Consider the following 16,329-nt stretch of genomic DNA (forward strand, 5'->3'; position numbering starts at 1 on the left):
CGGGCGACCCCTCTCAGCCATGGCTGGCCGAATTACTGCGCGGCCGGAGCCGGAAGCGTCGCTACGTAGGCATCGAACTCGGCCTGGTCGAGCGAACCGTCCTTGCTCGTATCGGCGGCGTCGAACGCCTCCTGGGTCAGATCAGGCCAGGCAACCTGTGCCTCGGCAAGGCTCACACCGCCACTGGTGTCGGCATCGACCGACGTGAAGGTGACTGCCGCCGCCTGGGCGAAAGCCGCCGAGGAAAGGCCAATGGCTGCGATGGTGATCAGGAGCTTCTTCATGGAGTTTTGTCCTTCCATGTGAGGTTCAAAACGGCACCCGGTGGCCCAGGTCCGGCCCACAGCCTCAACGCTGTCGGCGAGGACAAAGACTAAGCCTGATTGTGATCGCAAACCGGCTGGATCGCGGCTTCGTGGCGATCATTTGCTGGTCATTTTGAGGGTCGGTGGGAACCCAACGAGAACGGGGAACCGATCGCAGATTCACGCGTTTAGCAGGGTTTTTGACGGCGCTTCCGGCGCTGCCGCTCCGCCCTCGACGCGGTCCCTGCCGCTTCGCTTGGCGCGATAAAGCGCGATATCGGCGACTCGCATCAGCGCCCCCAGATCCATCGATTCGATGTTCGCTGCTGCAATGCCGATGCTGGTGGTCGGCCGCAACGGACCGGCCGGGGTCCAGACCATGACGCCACGCACCGCCCGCAATACCCGTTCTGCCACCACGCCGGCGACATCAGGGCTCGCGCCGGGCAGCAGGGCCGCGAACTCTTCCCCGCCATAGCGGCAGAACAGGTCGCGCGGCCCAAGGCAGCGGCTCACCGCTGCCGCGACGCTGGCCAGCACCTCGTCGCCGATCGCGTGGCCATGCGTATCGTTGATCCGCTTGAAGTGGTCGAGATCGAGCAACAGCAGGGCATAGCCTTCCCCCTGCTCGGCTGCGCCGCGGATCCTCGGCTCAGCCAGCCGCGTGAACTCCGACCGGTTCAGCACCCCGGTTAGGCCATCGCGTGTCGCCGCCTGTTTCAGTGCAGCCTCGGAGACCTCCTTGCCCAGGGCCACCATCGAGAAGCTGGAGATGACGATCAGCAGCAGCACGCAGATTGTCGCCGCCTCGGAACCGAACGCGACGGCAAAACGCGGATCGTCGGGCCCGAACGCCACGAATGCGATCAGCCGGAACAGGTAGAACACCGAGCCGCCGGCCCAGGCGACAGCCAGCACCACGTGGTTGCGCATCCGCGGCCCTACCGGTCGCCAGCATTCGAGCGCCGCCAGCATGTTGAACACCACCACCCCGCCGGCGAGCAGCGGAAAACCGCTCCAGGTCACCAGCGGCTGCTCGAGCGCGAAGGGCAGCGCGGCGGCCAGCACCGCCGGTCCCACCCAGGCCAGCACCGGCGTGCGCTTGTGGCTGAAGGCACGGGCCCCCACCCAGAGCAGCGCGCTGCCGGCGACCACGAGGCCGTTGCCGATCGGGTTGAGCACCACGAACTCGGGCGCCTGCCCGGCCAGCGCGTAGATCACTGCCGGAGTGATGGCGAACAGGAAGGCCAGTCCCCACCAGCGCAGCGCCGGATCGGGTCGGCCGCGCATGTCGAGCAGGAACAGCAGCCCCGACATGCCGGTCACCATGGCGGAAACCAGATAGAGCGTGGTGAGATCGAGCGACATCGAATAAGCCCCGAGCGTGTCGGCGCGCACCCTATTCCGAGGCCGATTAACGAGTTCCCACTCGCCAGTGCTTCGCCAGCGGCCCGCCTGCGCCACCCACCGGATCGGTGCGCGGCAGCGGCACCCGTTCGATATTGCGGTCGGCGGCCGGTCGATTGCCGGCCTCGCCGCGCAACAGGTCCCAGTTCTGTCCTGGCGGATAGCAGCCGACCACGAGGAAATCACCGCTCGAATCGAGTCGCCGATGCGCCACGCCCGCGGGAATGACGATCACGTCGCCCGGTTCGACATCGAACTCGCGGCCCTCGGGCCCGCCGAGCAGCAGCCGCGCCGAGCCCCGGACGGCACCGAGCGTCTCATGCGCGGTCGAGTGATAGTGGTGGTAGGTGAACACCGAAGCTCGCCAGGCCGGCGGCCAGCCATTGGCCGCGAACAGCGCCTCCATCGCCTCGGCATCGGCTTGGTCGCGCGGCAACGCCTCCTCGTAGAACAACAGGGGCAGCGCGCTGTTGGGATAGGTGCCGTCGTCGAAGAAGCGTTCGATCCGCAATCCATCGAGCCGGCCGCTCATCTCACACCAGCCCTTCGGCAGCGATCTTTTCGAGCTTGCAACTGCCCGGCGCCGGGATGGCATAGCCCTTGTCGTACCAGAAGGCCCGCGCCTCAGGGCTCGCCGCCGTCAGTACCTCGGGCACCACCCGACCGAGCGGCAGGTTGATGATGGCGTTGCCGCGATTGGCCTCCACCGCGCCGACCGCCGCCATTACCGCAGCGTTCTTGTTCAACTCATCGATCCCCGCGGTGATCGTCCACATCGCCGCATAGCACGCCGCCTGCTGGTCGATCTGCCGCTCCAGCGCAGTGATCCGGTCCACATCCCTCAGCGATTGCAGCGCCACCAGATCGGTGAACACCCCGAGCGCCCACTGCACGTGGTGCCCATAGGCTTCGGCCACGAGGTAGGCCATGGCGTAGTCGGCCCCGAGCGGGAATTTCGTCCGCAGCCGCTCATAGGCGCTGCTATCCACGTAAACCAGCCGGTTCTCGGGACAGTAGAACACCGTCAGGTCCTTGCCCGCCATGCCGCAGCCAAACGCGCTCGGGCTTTCAACCACGCTCATCGTCACGCGCGGAAAGCGGATCGCCGTCTGCCAGAAGAAGCGCCGCCACATCAGCTCCGCCTCGCTGCCGACGATCGGCGGATAGGCGGCGATCTGCTCGATGCTGGCCGAACTCGCCGGCACGCCGGTGATCGAGGTCGGCGGCGGCGGCGGCGAAACCTTGCCGCTGATCAACGTGATGGGATTGATCCCCGCCAGCATCACGATCACCACGCCCAGCGCCAGGACGCCGGACCAGCCGAACCGCTTCACATGCGGCAGTGCACCCGCGGGGATCAGCCCCATTTTCTGTTGTCCTAGATCGAACCCTTGAACGTATCGCACTGGCTCACGTCGCCAGTCTGCATGCCTTTCTTGAGCCACGCCATGCGCTGCGCCGAGGTGCCGTGCGTGAAATTGCGCTCGGCCACCTGCCCGCGGGTCAGCGTGTCGTCACCGATAGCGTTGGCCGCGGTGATCGCCTCTTCGGTGTCGCCCTGCTCCAAGAGGTTCTCGCGGTTGACGTAGTTCGCCCACACTCCGGCATAGCAGTCGGCCTGGAGTTCGACTCGCACCGAATAGGCGTTCTGCTGTTCCTGGCTCATCGACGCCCGCTGGCGATTGAACTCCGGCAGCACCCCGGTCTGGTCCTGTACCGCATGGCCGATCTCGTGCGCGATCACATAGGCCTGGGCGAAGTCGCCCGGCGCGCCGAACTGGCGGCGCAACTGATCGTAGAAGCTGAGATCGATGTAGACCTTCTTGTCGTTGGGGCAATAGAACGGCCCCGAGGCCGACTGCGCCGTGCCGCAAGCCGACTGCGTGGCGCCCGAGAACAGCACCACCTTGGGCGGCTGGTAGGTCAGGTTGTTCTGCTGGAACACCTCACCCCACAGGTTCTCGGTATCCTTGACCACCACGCCGACGAAGTTGGCGAGTTCATCCTCGCCGGCATTTGTCGGGGGCGGCGCCCATTGCTGGTTCTGCGAGGTCGTCGTCCCCCCACCACCGCCCGTAAGAATGTCGATCGGGTTCTGCCCTGTGGCGAACCAGATGATCCCCAAGACGACTATGATGCCGACCAGCCCCAGGCCACCGCCGCCGGCGCGTCCCATCGGGATCGGAATGCGGCCGCCGCCAAGGCCGCCCATGTTGCCGCCACCCTGGCCGCGCCGGTCCTCGATGTTCGAACTGCGCTCACGCCCTTGCCACTTCATCCGGAATCTCCATGGGACCAGCCCAGTAACAATACTGCCATTCGCCTTGCGACAGCAAATTTGACCAAACGGTCCAGAAAGGCCACTGTCACAATTGCCGTCGTCATTCCAACGTCACGTCGCGGCGGCATCTGAAGCCCAGATCGCCATGCGGGATAACCGGCCAGGAGAGCCGACGTTCCGTCTGGTCGCGCTTTGTTCAAATGTTGTGGGAGACGTCAATGAACTACAATTACTCAATTTCCCGCCGCGCCTTCCTCGCCGGCTCGGCGACGCTGGGCGCCGCCGTGGTGCTGCACCCCTTCGCGGTGCAGGCAGCCGCCGGCCAGGCCCACCTCCGCCTGATGGAAACCACTGACCTGCACGTCGCGGTGTTTCCCTATGATTATTACGCCGATGCGCCCAACGACACGCTCGGCCTCGCCCGCACCGCGTCGATCATCGATTCGATCCGCGCCGAAGCCGGCAACTCGATCCTCATCGACAATGGCGACGTCATCCAGGGCAACCCGATGGGCGACTACATCGCCTACGAAAAGGGCTTGACCAACGAGCCGCACCCGATCATCGCCGCGATGAACACCCTGGGCTACGAGGTCGGCACACTCGGCAACCACGAGTTCAACTACGGCCTCGAGTTCCTCGACGCCGCCATCGCTGCCGCCAATTTCCCGATCGTTTCGGCCAACCTCGCCAAGGGCGAACTCGGCGCCGATCCGCTGGCCGACACCACCTATGTTGCGCCCTACAAGATCGTCGAGAAGGAACTGGTTGACGGCGCCGGCGCCAAGCAGACCATCAAGCTCGGCTTCATCGGCTTCCTGCCGCCGCAGATCATGACCTGGGACAACACCCACCTCGCCGGCAAGGTCGACACCCGCGACATCGTCGAGACGGCGAAGGCCTATATCCCGAAGATGCGTGCGGAAGGCGCCGACCTGGTCATTGCCCTCGCCCATACCGGCATCGCCGCCGACACCGGTCAGCCCAAGGCCGAGAACGCCGCCCTGCAGCTGGCTGCGGTCGAGGGCCTCGACGTCATCGTCACCGGCCACCAGCACCTGGTGTTCCCCAACTCCAAGGACTTTGAAGGCCTCGAAGGCGCCGACCTCACCGCCGGGACGCTCGCCGGCAAGCCCGCCGTGATGGCCGGCTTCTGGGGTTCGCATATGGGCCTGATCGACCTGCTGCTCGAAAAGGCCGATGACGGCAAGTGGAGCGTCGTCTCGCATACGGCCGAGGCCCGCCCGATCTTCGAGCGCGTCGAGGGCAAGGTGAAGCCGCTGGTCGAAAGCGTCGCCGGCATCCTCGCCGCAGCGCAGGACGACCACGACGAGACCCTCGCCTATATTCGCCGCCCGGTTGGCGAGACGGCCGCCCCGCTCCACTCCTACTTCGCGCTCGTCGCCGACGATCCGAGCGTGCAGATCGTCAACATCGCCCAGAAGTGGTACCTCACGCAGATGCTGAAGGGCACGGAGTACGAGGCCCTGCCCCTGCTGAGCGCCGCGGCGCCGTTCAAGGCCGGAGGCCGTGGCGGCCCGGACTATTACACCGATGTGCCGGTGGGGCCGGTGGCGATCAAGAATGTCGCCGATCTCTACCTCTACCCCAACACCATCCAGGCTGTGGTGATCACCGGCCAGGATGTGCAGAACTGGCTCGATCGCTCGGCCGGCATCTTCAATCAGGTGGCAGCAGGCGGCGCCGACCAGCCGCTGATCAACCTCGATTTCCCGGCCTACAACTTCGACGTCATCGACGGCGTCACCTACAAGATCGACGTCACCAAGCCGTCGAAATACGGCCCCAAGGGCGAGGACCTCGGCAACACCGAGAGTCGCATCATCGACCTGCAATTCGACGGCAAGCCGATCGATCCAGCGCAGAAGTTCGTGGTCGCCACCAACAACTATCGCGCCGGTGGCGGCGGAACCTTCCCCGGCATCGGGCCCGACAAGATCATCTTCAAGGGCCCCGATACCAACCGCGATATCATCGTGCGCTACATCATCGATCAGAAGACCATCGAGCCCAAGGCGGACAGCAACTGGTCGCTCGCCCCGATCGGCGGTACCGTGCTGTTCGAGACCGGCCCAAAAGCCGCCGAACACCTCGCCGACGTCACCGCGGTGAAGATCGAAGCGACTGGCAAGACCAGCGAAAACGGCTTCGGCGAGTACCGCATCACGCTCTGACCACCAAGGGCGGCAGGGCACCCCTGCCGCCCTTGACTTGCCTCCCCGAGGGGCATTGGCTCTCCCGCGTTTGTCTATTTAGCGAGCAGGGATTCGATGGGAGCCACCCCACAAATGGAAGTCCTCCTCAAGGAGGCAGATATCACGTTGAACGGTCCCAACCCGTGGGACCCTCAGATCCACTCCGAAGAGTTCTGGAAGCGATTATACGGCCAGGGCACCCTTGGCCTCGGCGAAGCCTATATGGACGGCATCTGGGACGTTGCCGACATGGCGGAGTTCTTCAACCGGGTGCTGCGCTCACGCGTCCCCGAAGGCGTGCGCGTCACCACCAACCTGGTCTGGCAGATCGTCCAGGCCCGCATCATGAACATGCAGAACATCACGCGTTCGCGACGCGTCGCCGCCATGCACTACAACGAAACCGAGGCCTACAAGGCCTCGCTCGACAAGCGCATGACCGGCTCCTGCGGCTACTGGCCCGAGGGCGTCACCAATCTCGATGACGCACAGGAAGCCAAGCTCGACATGGTCTGTCGCAAGATCGGCGTGCAACCAGGTCAGACTGTGTGGGACATCGGCTGCGGCTGGGGCGCCTTCATGGGCTTTGCGGCGGAGAAGTATGGCGCCAACTGTGTGGGCGTCACCGTCTCACCCGACCAGGCAGCCTATGGCCGTGAGCGCTACAAAGGCCTGCCGATCGAGTTCCGCGTGCAGGACTACCGCCAGTTCGAGGGCAAGACCGACCACGCCGTCTCGATGGGCATGTTCGAGCATGTCGGGCACAAGAACTACCGCACCTATTTCGAGAAGGCACGCAGCGTCATCAAGGATGACGGGCTGTTCATGATGCACACCATCGGCAGCCAGTGGTCGACCGAGACGATCGAAGCATGGCTGGAAAAGTACATCTTTCCGGGCGGCGTCATCCCTTCGATGGCACAGATCGGCAAGGCCATCGACGGGCTGTTCAGCGTCATCGACGTCCACAATATCGGGCCGCACTACGACAAGACGCTGGTCGCCTGGTACGAGAACTTCGAGCGCAACTGGAAGAAGGATCGGAACCCCGAGGAGGAGCGGTTCTACCGCCTGTGGAAATACTACCTGCTCTGCTGCGCCGGCGGCTTCCGCGCCAAGGTGCTGCAGGTCTGGCAGTTCGTGCTCGCCACAAGGGGCGTGCCCGACGGCTACGTGACGCAGCGCTGAGCGGATGAATCCGAGGTTCATTACCGCCCTGCTGCTGGCTTTCCTCATCGGCGGGGCGGTCTACCTCTGGTTGAAGCCGACGGATCCCCCGACGGTGGTCGCCACAGCCCCTGCCCCGGCCGAGCCCGCGCCAAAGCCGGAACCCACAACGCCTTCCAGGGCTTCCGAGCAGTTCCTAATTCTGGCTGCGAGCTGGCAGCCCGCCTTCTGCGAAGGCGCTGCCGGCAAGCCGGAATGTCGCCAGCAGAGCCGCACCCGGTTCGATGCCAACCACTTCTCGCTGCACGGGCTCTGGCCAACCGGGGAGTATTGCGAGGTATCGAGCCAGCTCGAACAGCTCGATCGCGACGGCCGCTGGTCGGCCCTGCCCCCGGTCGAGCTTCCAACCGCGCTGCAGAAGACGCTCGACGAGGTGATGCCCGGCACGCGCTCGCAACTCGAGCGGCACGAGTGGATCAAGCACGGCAGCTGCTTCGGCGCTGACGAGGCGCGCTACTACGCCACCGCCACCCAGTTGCTGGCCGCCCTCAACGCCTCGAAGGTGCGTGACCTCTTCGCCGACAGTATCGGCAAGACCCTGACCCGCGACCAGATCCGCGAAGCCTTCGACGACGCTTTCGGCCGGGGCGCCGGCCAGCGCGTCCGCATCGCCTGCGACGACGACGGCAAGCGCCGCATCATCAGCGAGATCACCATCGGCCTCTGGGGCGCGCCCGCCGACCCGCCCAATCTGGGCAAGCTGATCCGCGCCGCCCGCCCCACCGATGGCGGCTGCATCGGGGGTATAGTCGATGCGGTGGGGCTGCAATAGGAGCGTAATCAGGAAGAGTTGCAGATTTTTCCGGTTCGATCACGCGACCCAGCGAGAACTACTCTTTGTTTACCGGCCCAGTTCAGCGCCTCTCAACGGCTCGACGCTAGTCTTTGAGCAGACCCAGCGGAGCCTCGCATGCCGTCCCCCGATTTCGCCCTCGCCATTTCCGGGCTCCGGAAGAGCTTCGACCGTCCTGTCGTCGTCGATCTCGAGTTAACGGTGAGGGCCGGCGAATTCTACGCCCTGCTCGGACCGAACGGCGCCGGCAAGACCACCATTCTCCGCATGGTGGCGGGGTTGCTGAAACCCGACGCCGGGGCGATCTCGGTCTACGGCATCGACACGGCGACGGACCCGATCGCCGCCAAATCCATCGTTGCCTGGGTTTCCGATGAGCCCATGGTCTACGACCGGCTGACCCCGCTCGAATATCTCGAGTTCGTCGCTGGCCTCTGGCGCATCGAGGCGCGTGAGGCCGAACGCCAGTCCAACGAACTTATCGACTGGCTCGGTCTCCGTCCGCATGCCAACGAGCGTTGCGCCGGCTTTTCCAAAGGCATGCTGCAGAAGGTCGCCCTGGCCGGGGCGCTGGTCCACAACCCACGGCTGATTATCCTCGATGAGCCGCTGACCGGCCTCGATGCCGGCTCCGCCCGGCAGGTCAAGGATGTGCTGAAGCAGAAGGTGGCGTCCGGCGTAACCGTCATCATGACCACCCACATCCTCGAAGTGGCCGAGCGCATGGCCGAGCGGATCGGCGTCATCAACCACGGCCGCCTCGTCGCCGAAGGCACGCTCGCCGAACTGCGCGCCCGCGTCGGCCGCGAAACCACGCTCGAGGAGATCTTCCTCGACCTGGTGGCCCAGCAAGAAGCCGACCTCGCGGCAGTGGCCTGATGAGCACGCCCGCCACGCTTCCCTGGTTCGCCGCCCACGAGTTCCGCCTCGCCTGGCGCGACTGGCTCGCCATGACCACCGGCGGCCGCAAGGTCCGCGGCGTCGTGCTGGTCCTTGTGCTCGGGCTGTTCTACCTGGGCTTGCATCTGCTCGCCAACCTGCTGCTGGCGCCGTGGATCAGCCAGGGCATCGTTGTCGACAAGGCGACGCTGGTGATGGTCACCGGCACCGGCTTCCTGTTCTGGACGGTGATGCTGAGCCAGGCGCTGGAATCGGTCACCCGCGCCTATTACGCGCGCTCCGACCTCGATCTGATCCTGAGCTCTCCAGCTTCGTCGGCCAGCGTCTTCGCCGTACGCACCGGCGCCACCGCCTTGGCGACGGTGCTGCTCGCCTGCCTGCTGGCGAGCCCGATCATCAACGTGCTGATCGCCTATGAGGGGCCGAAATGGCTCGCCGCCTACGCCGTGCTCGCCGGCTTCGGCGCCCTTGCGGCGGCGATCTCGGTGCTGGTGACGGTCGGCCTGTTCCGTACCATCGGACCGGCCCGCACGCGGCTGATCGCCCAGATCATCGCCGGCGTCGTCGGCGCCGGCTTCGTCATCGGCATCCAGGCCGTCGCCATCCTCAGCTTCGGCAACATGGACCGCTTCTCGGTGCTGCAATCTCCGGAGTTCATCGCTGGGGCACCCGACCTCACCAACCCGCTCTGGCTACCGGCGCGCGCCGCCATGGGCGACCTGAGCGCCATGCTCATCGTCCTGGCTCTTGGCCTCGGCGCCCTGGCGCTGGTGATCCGTCTCACCTCCGGCGGCTTCGCGCAGCACGCGATTGCTGCAGCCGGCGTCTCCGCCACCCGCGTGCAGCAGACGGCTTCGACGCGGGCCTTCCGCAAGGCCTCACAGCGCCATGCGCTGCGGGTCAAGGAATGGCGTCTGCTGCTGCGCGATCCATGGCTGCTCAGCCAGACGCTGATGCAGATCCTCTATCTGTTTCCGCCGGCGCTGTTCCTGTGGGTTTCCTATGGCCAGAGCGCCGGCACCTATGTCGTGGTGATCCCGGTGATCGTCATGGCGGCCGGCCAGCTCGCCGGCGGCCTCTCCTGGCTCGCCATCTCTGGCGAAGACGCGCACGATCTCGTCGTCACCGCGCCGATCCACCCCCGCGCCGTGCTGATCGCCAAGATCGAGGCGGTGCTCTGTTCGATATCAGTGGTGTTCGCGCCGATCCTGCTGTTCGTCGCGATCGCCTCGTGGGACCTGGCGTGGACCACCGCCATCTTCGTCGCCGTCTCGACCGGCTCGGCCACTGCCATCCAGCTCTGGTTCCGTGTGCCGATGCGCCGTGCCATGTTCCGCCGCCGCCAGGTCGCTTCGCGCACCGCAACGATTTCCGAGGCGCTGAGTTCGATCATGTGGGCCGGCACCGCCGTGCTGGTCGCCGGCAACCAGTTGCTCGCCGTGTTGCCGGCGGCGCTCGCCGTCATCGTCCTGATCGTCGCCTGGGTCCTCAGCCCCAAGGGCAAACGGGTATAGAGCGCTTCACTAGCCGGCCTGCGGCCAGGCTGACGCCGGTTTCAGCCGCAATGGCGGGCAGCAGGCCGACGATGACCAAACTCTCGACGCTGCCGGCAAATGCCCCCAGCGCCAACCACAGCAATCGTACGTACATCGTCGGAAAACTCCTCGCCCGACGATGGAGAGCCCCCGACGGCGGTCAAGCCGCCGGAGACTAAGCCTTTCAGCCGAGCCCGGCTCCAGCCGAGCCACGCCGCGTCGGCTTCACCCAAGCCGGGGCATGACGACGGCGCGCGGGCGGCTGAGGAGCAGCACCCCGAGCGCCAGCGCCGGGAAGATCGCCGCCACCAGCCCGAGCTCGTTGATCGGCAGGTGCTCCAGCACCAGGCCGCCGACCAGCGCGCCAAGCGCCGTGCCGAGATAGAGGAACGAAGCATTGAGCGACAATGCCAGTGGCGCCGAACTTGGCGACAGTGCCACGACGCGGCTCACCTGCCCCGGCACGAACATCCAGCCGGCAATGCCCCAGGCCACCATGAAGGCGAAGTAGGCCGGGGTGATCGTCGCCTGCGGCAGCAGCGGAATGGCGCCGAGCAGCAGCAGGAAGCCGATGTTGAGCACCGCCGCGATGGTGACGGTTGCCTGCGCCCCGATCCGGTCCGACAGCTGCCCGCCCAGCGGGTTACCGAGCGCCGCGCCGAACCCATAGGCCAGCATGACGAAGGGCAGCAGCCCGGCATCGAGCCCCATCAGCCTGGTGGTCACCGGCCCCAGATAGATGAACGCCGCGAACGGTCCGGACATGTAGAGCAGGATCGTCAGCAGCGCCGGCAGCAGGCCGGGCACGCTGAGCACGCCCAACCGCTCGCCCAATCCACGCCGGTCGCCCTGGATGCCCCTGGGCAACATCAGCCAGATCGCCGCCGCGGTCAGCACGCCGACCCCGGCGATGGCGAAGTAGGTACCACGCCAGCCGGCGAAGCCCGAGAGGAACGCCCCGATCGGAGCGCCTAGCGCCACTGCCATGGTGGTGCCGGCGACCACCGTGGCCACGGCCCGCGCCCGCCGCTCGGCCGGCGCCAGCGTCACCGCCGCTGCCTGCGCCGTTGCCGCATAGAGCCCGGCCGACGCGGCAATGATCAGCCGCGCCACCAGCAGCACCACATAGCCCTGCGAGAGCGCGGCCAGCAGCGCGCCGGCGGCAAATACCAGCGCCACTACTGCCAGCAGCGGCCGCCGGTCGAACCTGCCGGTCAGCGCCGAAAGCACCGGTGCGCCCACCGCATAGGCGATGGCATAGGCGAAAACCAGATAGCCGGCCTGGGTGATCGTCACGCCACTATCGGCCGCAATGGCCGGCAGGAGCGTGGCGATGACGAAGCCCTCGACGCCGACGGCAAAAGTGCCGAGCGCGAGCCAGATGAGCCGCGTGTCCATGTTAAGATCCTTAGTTCAATGATTATTGAACAAATGAACCTCGTCGACGCGTCCGTCAACCCCTAGTTCAACGATCATTGAACTTTGGAAGGAAATGGCTTAGGTGAGAGACATGAACACACAGCCTGCCCTGCCCCATCCGGACGCCGACCAGATCACCCTGCCTAACGTGCTCACCGCGCTCGGGGATGCGACGCGGTTGGCGATCATCGGGCAGTTGTCGCGCTGCGAGGGCACCGGCATGACCTGCGGGCAGTTTACCGACCTCGCCAGCAAGACGTCGATTACCTACCACGTAAGCAAGCTGCGCGAGGCCGGCGTGGTCAATGTCACGCCTGAAGGCACCCGCCGCCGCGTCACCTTGCGGCGCGACGATCTCGACAATCGCTTCCCCGGCTTCCTCGACTCGATCATCACCAGTACGCGTGATCTCCACATCGATGGATTCGAGGACGAACCGCATGAGCCGGCTGACCTACCGCGACGCGACCCCTGACGATCTCGGCTTCATCGTCCGGCTGATCGTCGATGACAGCGTCGTCGCCACGGACGACCGCCCCGACGAGCCGCAACACCCACGCTACCTTGCCGCTTTCGAGGCGATCGCCGCAGACCCCAACCAGCGGCTGATCATTGCCGAGTTCGACGGCGAGGCCGTCGGCACGGAGCAACTCAGCTTCATCCCCGGCATCAACCGGCTCGGCGAATGGCGCTGCCTGATCGAGGCGGTGCACATCGCCCCCGCGCATCGCAACAAGGGTTTTGGCGGGGAGATGATCGGCTGGGCCGTTGCAGAGGCCCGCAACCGCGGCTGCGGCCTCGTCCAACTCACCTCGAACAAGCAGCGGCTGGATGCCCACCGCTTCTACGAGCGGCTGGGCTTCAAGAAGAGTCACGAAGGCTTCAAGCTGGCGCTTCAGGAGCCACAACATTGACGAGGGGCCGATGCTTGAGCGGCGGGTGGCTGATTGGCCCACCCACCGCCGTCATTCCCGCGCAGGCGGGGCCCCAGTGCGATCCCTCGGCTTCAGCGGGCGCTGCAGCATCCCACTGGTTCCCGCCTACGCGGGAATGACGGCGGTGCAGGTTGAGGCACTAGGCCAAACTTATGGCGACTACCGCTCGGCAGACCGCAGCACCACCGCGACCAGATCGGCCCGGGCGCCGTCATCGGGCAGGTCGTGCGGACCGAACCCTTCGGCGGTGTTGACGTTCAGCACGACGCCGGTGGTGCGGAAGCCCAGCACTTCCTCGAAGCCGCCGCTCTCGCCCTGTACCATCAGCGGCGCCGCAGGATCGAACGTCTCGAGCATGGCGATCACATCCCCCACGGTCAGTCCGCTGAGTTGCGGGGCCCTGGGTGCGGGGCGTCTTTCGAGAAGGTCGAGCACGGCTGTCTGTCCTGAGATGCATTCCCGACCGGACAATGCGCAGCACCCGGCAAAAGCCGCACCCCACAAATGAGGGGTTCAAGTGCCTATGGGCAGCATTGGTCTCAACGCGCTTTCGCGAAGCGCTAGAGGTATTGCAGCCGCGCCACCAGGTGGCCGAGTTCGGACTGCTTGTTGATCCCGAGCTTGTCGTACACCGTCTTCAGCGTCGAGCGCGCCGTATGCTCGGAAATCCTGAGCTCCGCCGCTGCCCCGCGCGGCGCATGGCCCACGCCCACCAGCGCGGCGAGCCTGGCCTCCGCCCCGGTCAGGCCGAACAGTTGCAGCATCTGTGCGGCATCGCGCCGCTCCGGCCCGCGCGGATCGGCCAGCAGCACGAGCGCGGCATCGCCGCCATGCTCGCCATGCTCGAGCGGCAACACATAGGCAAGCAGATGCCCGCCGCCTGGGCGGGTCAGTGCAATCGGTTCCGACACGCGCGGCCCCTTGCGCGCGCAGCTCATCTTCAGCGCCTGGCAAAGCGCGTGCTTTTCGGCCGGCACGCCACTCAGCAGCGGCTCGCCCGCCTTTGGGCCATCCGGTCCGAGCAGGACCCGGCCGCTGGCATTGGCCTCAATCAGCGTCCCGTCCTGCCGCACCACGGCGGCGGCCCGGCCGGTATCCTCGATCAGCCCGAGGAACACCGAGGCCGCATTGCCCGAGGCGGTACGCCCGACCACGCGCGGTTCGCTCCAGATCGAGTTGACCCGCACCGCATCAAGCGCGAACACGTGCTCGACCGGCCGCAGCGCCCGCATGTAGTCGGGCGCCGCGTCAGTGATCTCCAGCGTCACGATGTCTGCATCCGCCAGGTCCGCCACGGTCGAATCCGCGTGCTTGATCAGCCCGGCATCGGTCAGCCCGAGGAAATTGTCGACCCCCGAAAGCGCCGGCCGCAACTCGCCCGGCCGGATCGTCGCCCGCAGCCAGTCGACCCCGCCGACCGAGGCGACGCCGTGCAGCAAGTCACCGTCGCGCCAGGTGCGCGCCACGCCCTCGACCGTCGCACCGGAATAGAACTTCCGCATCGTCGCGGCGCCCGGCTCATCCATGATGTTGCCCATCACGAACATGCCCTCGCCGACGTCGGAGCCGCGCACCCCCTCGACCGATACCCCGACCAGCCCGCGCATATAGGGAGCGATGCCGTAGCCGGTGGGCGCCTGGTAGATGCCGAGCACCCCGATGCTGGCCGGCGACAGCACCAGGCCATCGGGCAGGAACGGCCTCACCGCATCGGGATCGATGCGGAACCCCGCCCAGATCACGTCGACGGCAAGCTTGTGGAAGGGCGGTGCCATGTCGGCAGCCGGACGCGGCGCCGAAAGCGGCCTGTCGAGGTCCCCGAGGGACTTGCGAACCTTATCGGCCAGCATCGGCTTTCCCCGGCCGAATCAATCGAACTCGAAACGGCTGACCCAAACCGTGCGCGACGCCCCCGCACAGATCAGGCATGTAATCGATCTCACAAATTCTAGGGAAATCGCCCGGCCGGATCAATCGACTTGCACTGAGGCCTTGCGTCATTTCTCGATTGCCCCCAGCCGCGCCAGCACTTCGGGCGGAATGCCGTAATGCCGGATGGCATCGCGCTGGTCGCGCATGCCGCAGGCTTCCCGCTGCACGAAGAACTTCCACACGTCGCGCGCCGCCGCCTTGACCAGGATCAAACGCTCATCGGCCAAGCCAGGCGCCGCGTCGAACGCTTTGAGCGCCGCCATCGCCTTCTCCACCTGCCGCCCGTGATAGCCGAGCGAGGAGGCTTTTTCGGCCATCACCTCGCTTTCGATGGGCCCGAAACCGCTGGTCAGGCGTTGGCGGAGTTCGGCGAGATCGGCGATGCTCAAGCTCATGGCGCAAAGCTAGGTGTGAGCATGTGCGCCTGCAACCCCTGCCCTTTTCCAGCTTGCGGCAGCACGCTAGAAGCGTGGCATGACCAGCCACCTCTCCCGCTCCACCGCTACCTTCATCGGCTTCACGGCGGTGCTGCTGTGGTCGCTGCTTGCCTTCCTCACCGCCGCCAGCGGCACCATGCCGGCCTTCCAGCTTACCGCCATCACCTTCGCCATCGGCGGGCTGTCGTTGCTGCTGATCCGGCCGGGCGCCATCAAGGCGATGCGCCAGCCGCTGCCGGTCTGGCTGCTCGGCGTCGGCGGGCTGTTCGGCTACCACTTCTGCTATTTCTTCGCACTCAGGAACGCCCCACCGGTCGAAGCCGGGCTGATCAACTACCTCTGGCCGCTGCTGATCGTGGTGTTCTCCGCCCTGCTCCCCGGCGAACGGCTGCGCTGGCAGCACGTTGCCGGTTGCGCCCTGGCGCTCACCGGCGCCGCTCTCGTCGTCACCCGCGGCCAGGGCTTTGGCTTTGATGCACAATTCAGCCTCGGCTACGCCACCGCACTGTGCGCCGCCGTCATCTGGGCGGCCTATTCGGTGCTGTCGCGCCGCTTCGCCGCGGTGAGCAGCGATGCCATCGCCGGCTTCTGCCTCGTCACTGCCGTGCTCGCCGCGATCTGCCACCTGCTGCTCGAACAGACGGTGTGGCCCAGCGACCTCTGGCAATGGGCCGCCCTGCTCGGGCTCGGGCTTGGGCCGGTCGGCCTCGCTTTCTACGTGTGGGACATCGGGGTGAAGCGCGGCGATATTCAGGTGCTCGGCGCTGCCTCCTATTCGGCCCCGCTGCTCTCGACGCTGATCCTCATCCTCACCGGTTATGCCAGCTACAGCCACGTGATCCTGATCGCCTGCCTGTTGATCACCGCCGGCGCCGTGCTCGCCGCCAAGGACCTGTTGTTCCGGCGTCGTTCCACAGCCGCTGCCGCGGAATAGAAAAAGGC

Annotated in this window: 18 protein-coding genes; 8 read left to right on the top strand and 10 right to left on the bottom strand. The window is 66.2% G+C overall.

The window, feature by feature from the left end:
- Positions 1–32 precede the first annotated feature (32 nt).
- The 5 genes from AC1ROK_RS14975 to ypfJ form a co-directional block, all read right to left on the bottom strand.
- Positions 33–284 carry an EF-hand domain-containing protein gene (locus tag AC1ROK_RS14975; RefSeq protein WP_055880432.1) on the bottom strand — a complete coding sequence of 84 codons (252 nt, stop codon included), beginning with the start codon at positions 282–284 and terminating at the stop codon, positions 33–35.
- A 201-nt stretch (positions 285–485) separates the two neighbouring features.
- The gene (locus AC1ROK_RS14980; protein WP_492848210.1) at positions 486–1,673 is read right to left on the bottom strand and encodes a GGDEF domain-containing protein; all 1,188 of its coding nucleotides are present in this window, start codon (positions 1,671–1,673) and stop codon (positions 486–488) included.
- A 46-nt stretch (positions 1,674–1,719) separates the two neighbouring features.
- Complete coding sequence (locus AC1ROK_RS14985; protein ID WP_492848211.1) at positions 1,720–2,244, bottom strand: cupin domain-containing protein; 525 nt, start codon at positions 2,242–2,244, stop codon at positions 1,720–1,722.
- 1 nt (position 2,245) lies between these two features.
- Entirely contained in the window at positions 2,246–3,079 is an 834-nt protein-coding gene (locus AC1ROK_RS14990) for a neutral zinc metallopeptidase (RefSeq protein ID WP_492848213.1), read from the bottom strand.
- Positions 3,080–3,090: 11 nt separating this feature from the next.
- Complete coding sequence (gene ypfJ, locus AC1ROK_RS14995) at positions 3,091–3,990, bottom strand: KPN_02809 family neutral zinc metallopeptidase (protein ID WP_492848215.1); 900 nt, start codon at positions 3,988–3,990, stop codon at positions 3,091–3,093.
- Positions 3,991–4,211: 221 nt separating this feature from the next.
- On the opposite strand from ypfJ, the gene AC1ROK_RS15000 reads away from it, so the two are divergent.
- The 5 genes from AC1ROK_RS15000 to AC1ROK_RS15020 all read left to right on the top strand — a co-directional run bounded on the left by AC1ROK_RS15000 (position 4,212) and on the right by AC1ROK_RS15020 (position 10,643).
- Positions 4,212–6,188, top strand: a complete 1,977-nt coding sequence (locus tag AC1ROK_RS15000) for a bifunctional 2',3'-cyclic-nucleotide 2'-phosphodiesterase/3'-nucleotidase (protein ID WP_492848217.1) — start codon at positions 4,212–4,214, stop codon at positions 6,186–6,188.
- Between the two features lie 114 nt (positions 6,189–6,302).
- Positions 6,303–7,397, top strand: coding sequence for a cyclopropane fatty acyl phospholipid synthase (gene cfa / locus AC1ROK_RS15005; protein WP_492848218.1), 1,095 nt, complete (start codon positions 6,303–6,305; stop codon positions 7,395–7,397).
- A 4-nt stretch (positions 7,398–7,401) separates the two neighbouring features.
- Positions 7,402–8,208, top strand: a complete 807-nt coding sequence (locus AC1ROK_RS15010; protein WP_492848220.1) for a ribonuclease T2 family protein — start codon at positions 7,402–7,404, stop codon at positions 8,206–8,208.
- Between the two features lie 138 nt (positions 8,209–8,346).
- A complete protein-coding gene (locus tag AC1ROK_RS15015; RefSeq protein ID WP_492848222.1) occupies positions 8,347–9,108 on the top strand; it encodes an ABC transporter ATP-binding protein in 762 nt (253 codons plus the stop codon).
- On the top strand, positions 9,108–10,643 hold the full coding sequence (locus AC1ROK_RS15020; protein WP_492848224.1) for a permease: 1,536 nt from the start codon (positions 9,108–9,110) through the stop codon (positions 10,641–10,643). The genes AC1ROK_RS15015 and AC1ROK_RS15020 overlap by 1 nt, the downstream gene beginning before the upstream one ends.
- Here the strand turns inward: AC1ROK_RS15020 and AC1ROK_RS15025 are convergent.
- Both AC1ROK_RS15025 and AC1ROK_RS15030 read right to left on the bottom strand, forming a co-directional pair.
- Positions 10,618–10,779, bottom strand: coding sequence for a hypothetical protein (locus AC1ROK_RS15025; protein WP_492848226.1), 162 nt, complete (start codon positions 10,777–10,779; stop codon positions 10,618–10,620). The two genes, AC1ROK_RS15020 and AC1ROK_RS15025, sit on opposite strands and share 26 nt — an antisense overlap.
- A gap of 110 nt (positions 10,780–10,889) precedes the next feature.
- On the bottom strand, positions 10,890–12,062 hold the full coding sequence (locus tag AC1ROK_RS15030; RefSeq protein ID WP_492848228.1) for an MFS transporter: 1,173 nt from the start codon (positions 12,060–12,062) through the stop codon (positions 10,890–10,892).
- Positions 12,063–12,174: 112 nt separating this feature from the next.
- Here AC1ROK_RS15030 and AC1ROK_RS15035 point away from each other — a divergent pair, with 112 nt between their 5' ends.
- Both AC1ROK_RS15035 and AC1ROK_RS15040 read left to right on the top strand, forming a co-directional pair.
- On the top strand, positions 12,175–12,558 hold the full coding sequence (locus tag AC1ROK_RS15035) for an ArsR/SmtB family transcription factor (protein ID WP_492848230.1): 384 nt from the start codon (positions 12,175–12,177) through the stop codon (positions 12,556–12,558).
- Entirely contained in the window at positions 12,524–12,997 is a 474-nt protein-coding gene (locus AC1ROK_RS15040) for a GNAT family N-acetyltransferase (protein ID WP_492848232.1), read from the top strand. Before AC1ROK_RS15035 ends, AC1ROK_RS15040 begins: the two co-directional genes overlap by 35 nt.
- A 180-nt stretch (positions 12,998–13,177) precedes the next feature.
- On the opposite strand, the gene AC1ROK_RS15045 is transcribed toward AC1ROK_RS15040, so the two are convergent.
- The 3 genes from AC1ROK_RS15045 to AC1ROK_RS15055 all read right to left on the bottom strand — a co-directional run bounded on the left by AC1ROK_RS15045 (position 13,178) and on the right by AC1ROK_RS15055 (position 15,345).
- On the bottom strand, positions 13,178–13,453 hold the full coding sequence (locus tag AC1ROK_RS15045; RefSeq protein WP_492848234.1) for a hypothetical protein: 276 nt from the start codon (positions 13,451–13,453) through the stop codon (positions 13,178–13,180).
- Between the two features lie 125 nt (positions 13,454–13,578).
- Entirely contained in the window at positions 13,579–14,868 is a 1,290-nt protein-coding gene (locus tag AC1ROK_RS15050; RefSeq protein WP_492848236.1) for a hypothetical protein, read from the bottom strand.
- Between the two features lie 147 nt (positions 14,869–15,015).
- Entirely contained in the window at positions 15,016–15,345 is a 330-nt protein-coding gene (locus AC1ROK_RS15055) for a DUF6665 family protein (protein WP_492848239.1), read from the bottom strand.
- Positions 15,346–15,424: 79 nt separating this feature from the next.
- On the opposite strand from AC1ROK_RS15055, the gene yddG reads away from it, so the two are divergent.
- A complete protein-coding gene (yddG, locus tag AC1ROK_RS15060; protein ID WP_492848242.1) occupies positions 15,425–16,321 on the top strand; it encodes an aromatic amino acid exporter YddG in 897 nt (298 codons plus the stop codon).
- The last annotated feature ends 8 nt before the right edge of the window (positions 16,322–16,329 follow it).

This window comes from Devosia sp. GW821-FHT12F11, assembly GCF_058806655.1.

What these genes read in the sequence shown, in the direction of transcription:
- AC1ROK_RS14975 (WP_055880432.1), bottom strand. Translation starts at nt 284, where the DNA reads ATGAAGAAGCTCCTGATCACCATCGCAGCCATTGGCCTTTCCTCGGCG.
- AC1ROK_RS14980 (WP_492848210.1), bottom strand. Translation starts at nt 1,673, where the DNA reads ATGTCGCTCGATCTCACCACGCTCTATCTGGTTTCCGCCATGGTGACC.
- AC1ROK_RS14985 (WP_492848211.1), bottom strand. Translation starts at nt 2,244, where the DNA reads ATGAGCGGCCGGCTCGATGGATTGCGGATCGAACGCTTCTTCGACGAC.
- AC1ROK_RS14990 (WP_492848213.1), bottom strand. Translation starts at nt 3,079, where the DNA reads ATGGGGCTGATCCCCGCGGGTGCACTGCCGCATGTGAAGCGGTTCGGC.
- ypfJ (WP_492848215.1), bottom strand. Translation starts at nt 3,990, where the DNA reads ATGAAGTGGCAAGGGCGTGAGCGCAGTTCGAACATCGAGGACCGGCGC.
- AC1ROK_RS15000 (WP_492848217.1), top strand. Translation starts at nt 4,212, where the DNA reads ATGAACTACAATTACTCAATTTCCCGCCGCGCCTTCCTCGCCGGCTCG.
- cfa (WP_492848218.1), top strand. Translation starts at nt 6,303, where the DNA reads ATGGAAGTCCTCCTCAAGGAGGCAGATATCACGTTGAACGGTCCCAAC.
- AC1ROK_RS15010 (WP_492848220.1), top strand. Translation starts at nt 7,402, where the DNA reads ATGAATCCGAGGTTCATTACCGCCCTGCTGCTGGCTTTCCTCATCGGC.
- AC1ROK_RS15015 (WP_492848222.1), top strand. Translation starts at nt 8,347, where the DNA reads ATGCCGTCCCCCGATTTCGCCCTCGCCATTTCCGGGCTCCGGAAGAGC.
- AC1ROK_RS15020 (WP_492848224.1), top strand. Translation starts at nt 9,108, where the DNA reads ATGAGCACGCCCGCCACGCTTCCCTGGTTCGCCGCCCACGAGTTCCGC.
- AC1ROK_RS15025 (WP_492848226.1), bottom strand. Translation starts at nt 10,779, where the DNA reads ATGTACGTACGATTGCTGTGGTTGGCGCTGGGGGCATTTGCCGGCAGC.
- AC1ROK_RS15030 (WP_492848228.1), bottom strand. Translation starts at nt 12,062, where the DNA reads ATGGACACGCGGCTCATCTGGCTCGCGCTCGGCACTTTTGCCGTCGGC.
- AC1ROK_RS15035 (WP_492848230.1), top strand. Translation starts at nt 12,175, where the DNA reads ATGAACACACAGCCTGCCCTGCCCCATCCGGACGCCGACCAGATCACC.
- AC1ROK_RS15040 (WP_492848232.1), top strand. Translation starts at nt 12,524, where the DNA reads ATGAGCCGGCTGACCTACCGCGACGCGACCCCTGACGATCTCGGCTTC.
- AC1ROK_RS15050 (WP_492848236.1), bottom strand. Translation starts at nt 14,868, where the DNA reads ATGCTGGCCGATAAGGTTCGCAAGTCCCTCGGGGACCTCGACAGGCCG.
- AC1ROK_RS15055 (WP_492848239.1), bottom strand. Translation starts at nt 15,345, where the DNA reads ATGAGCTTGAGCATCGCCGATCTCGCCGAACTCCGCCAACGCCTGACC.
- yddG (WP_492848242.1), top strand. Translation starts at nt 15,425, where the DNA reads ATGACCAGCCACCTCTCCCGCTCCACCGCTACCTTCATCGGCTTCACG.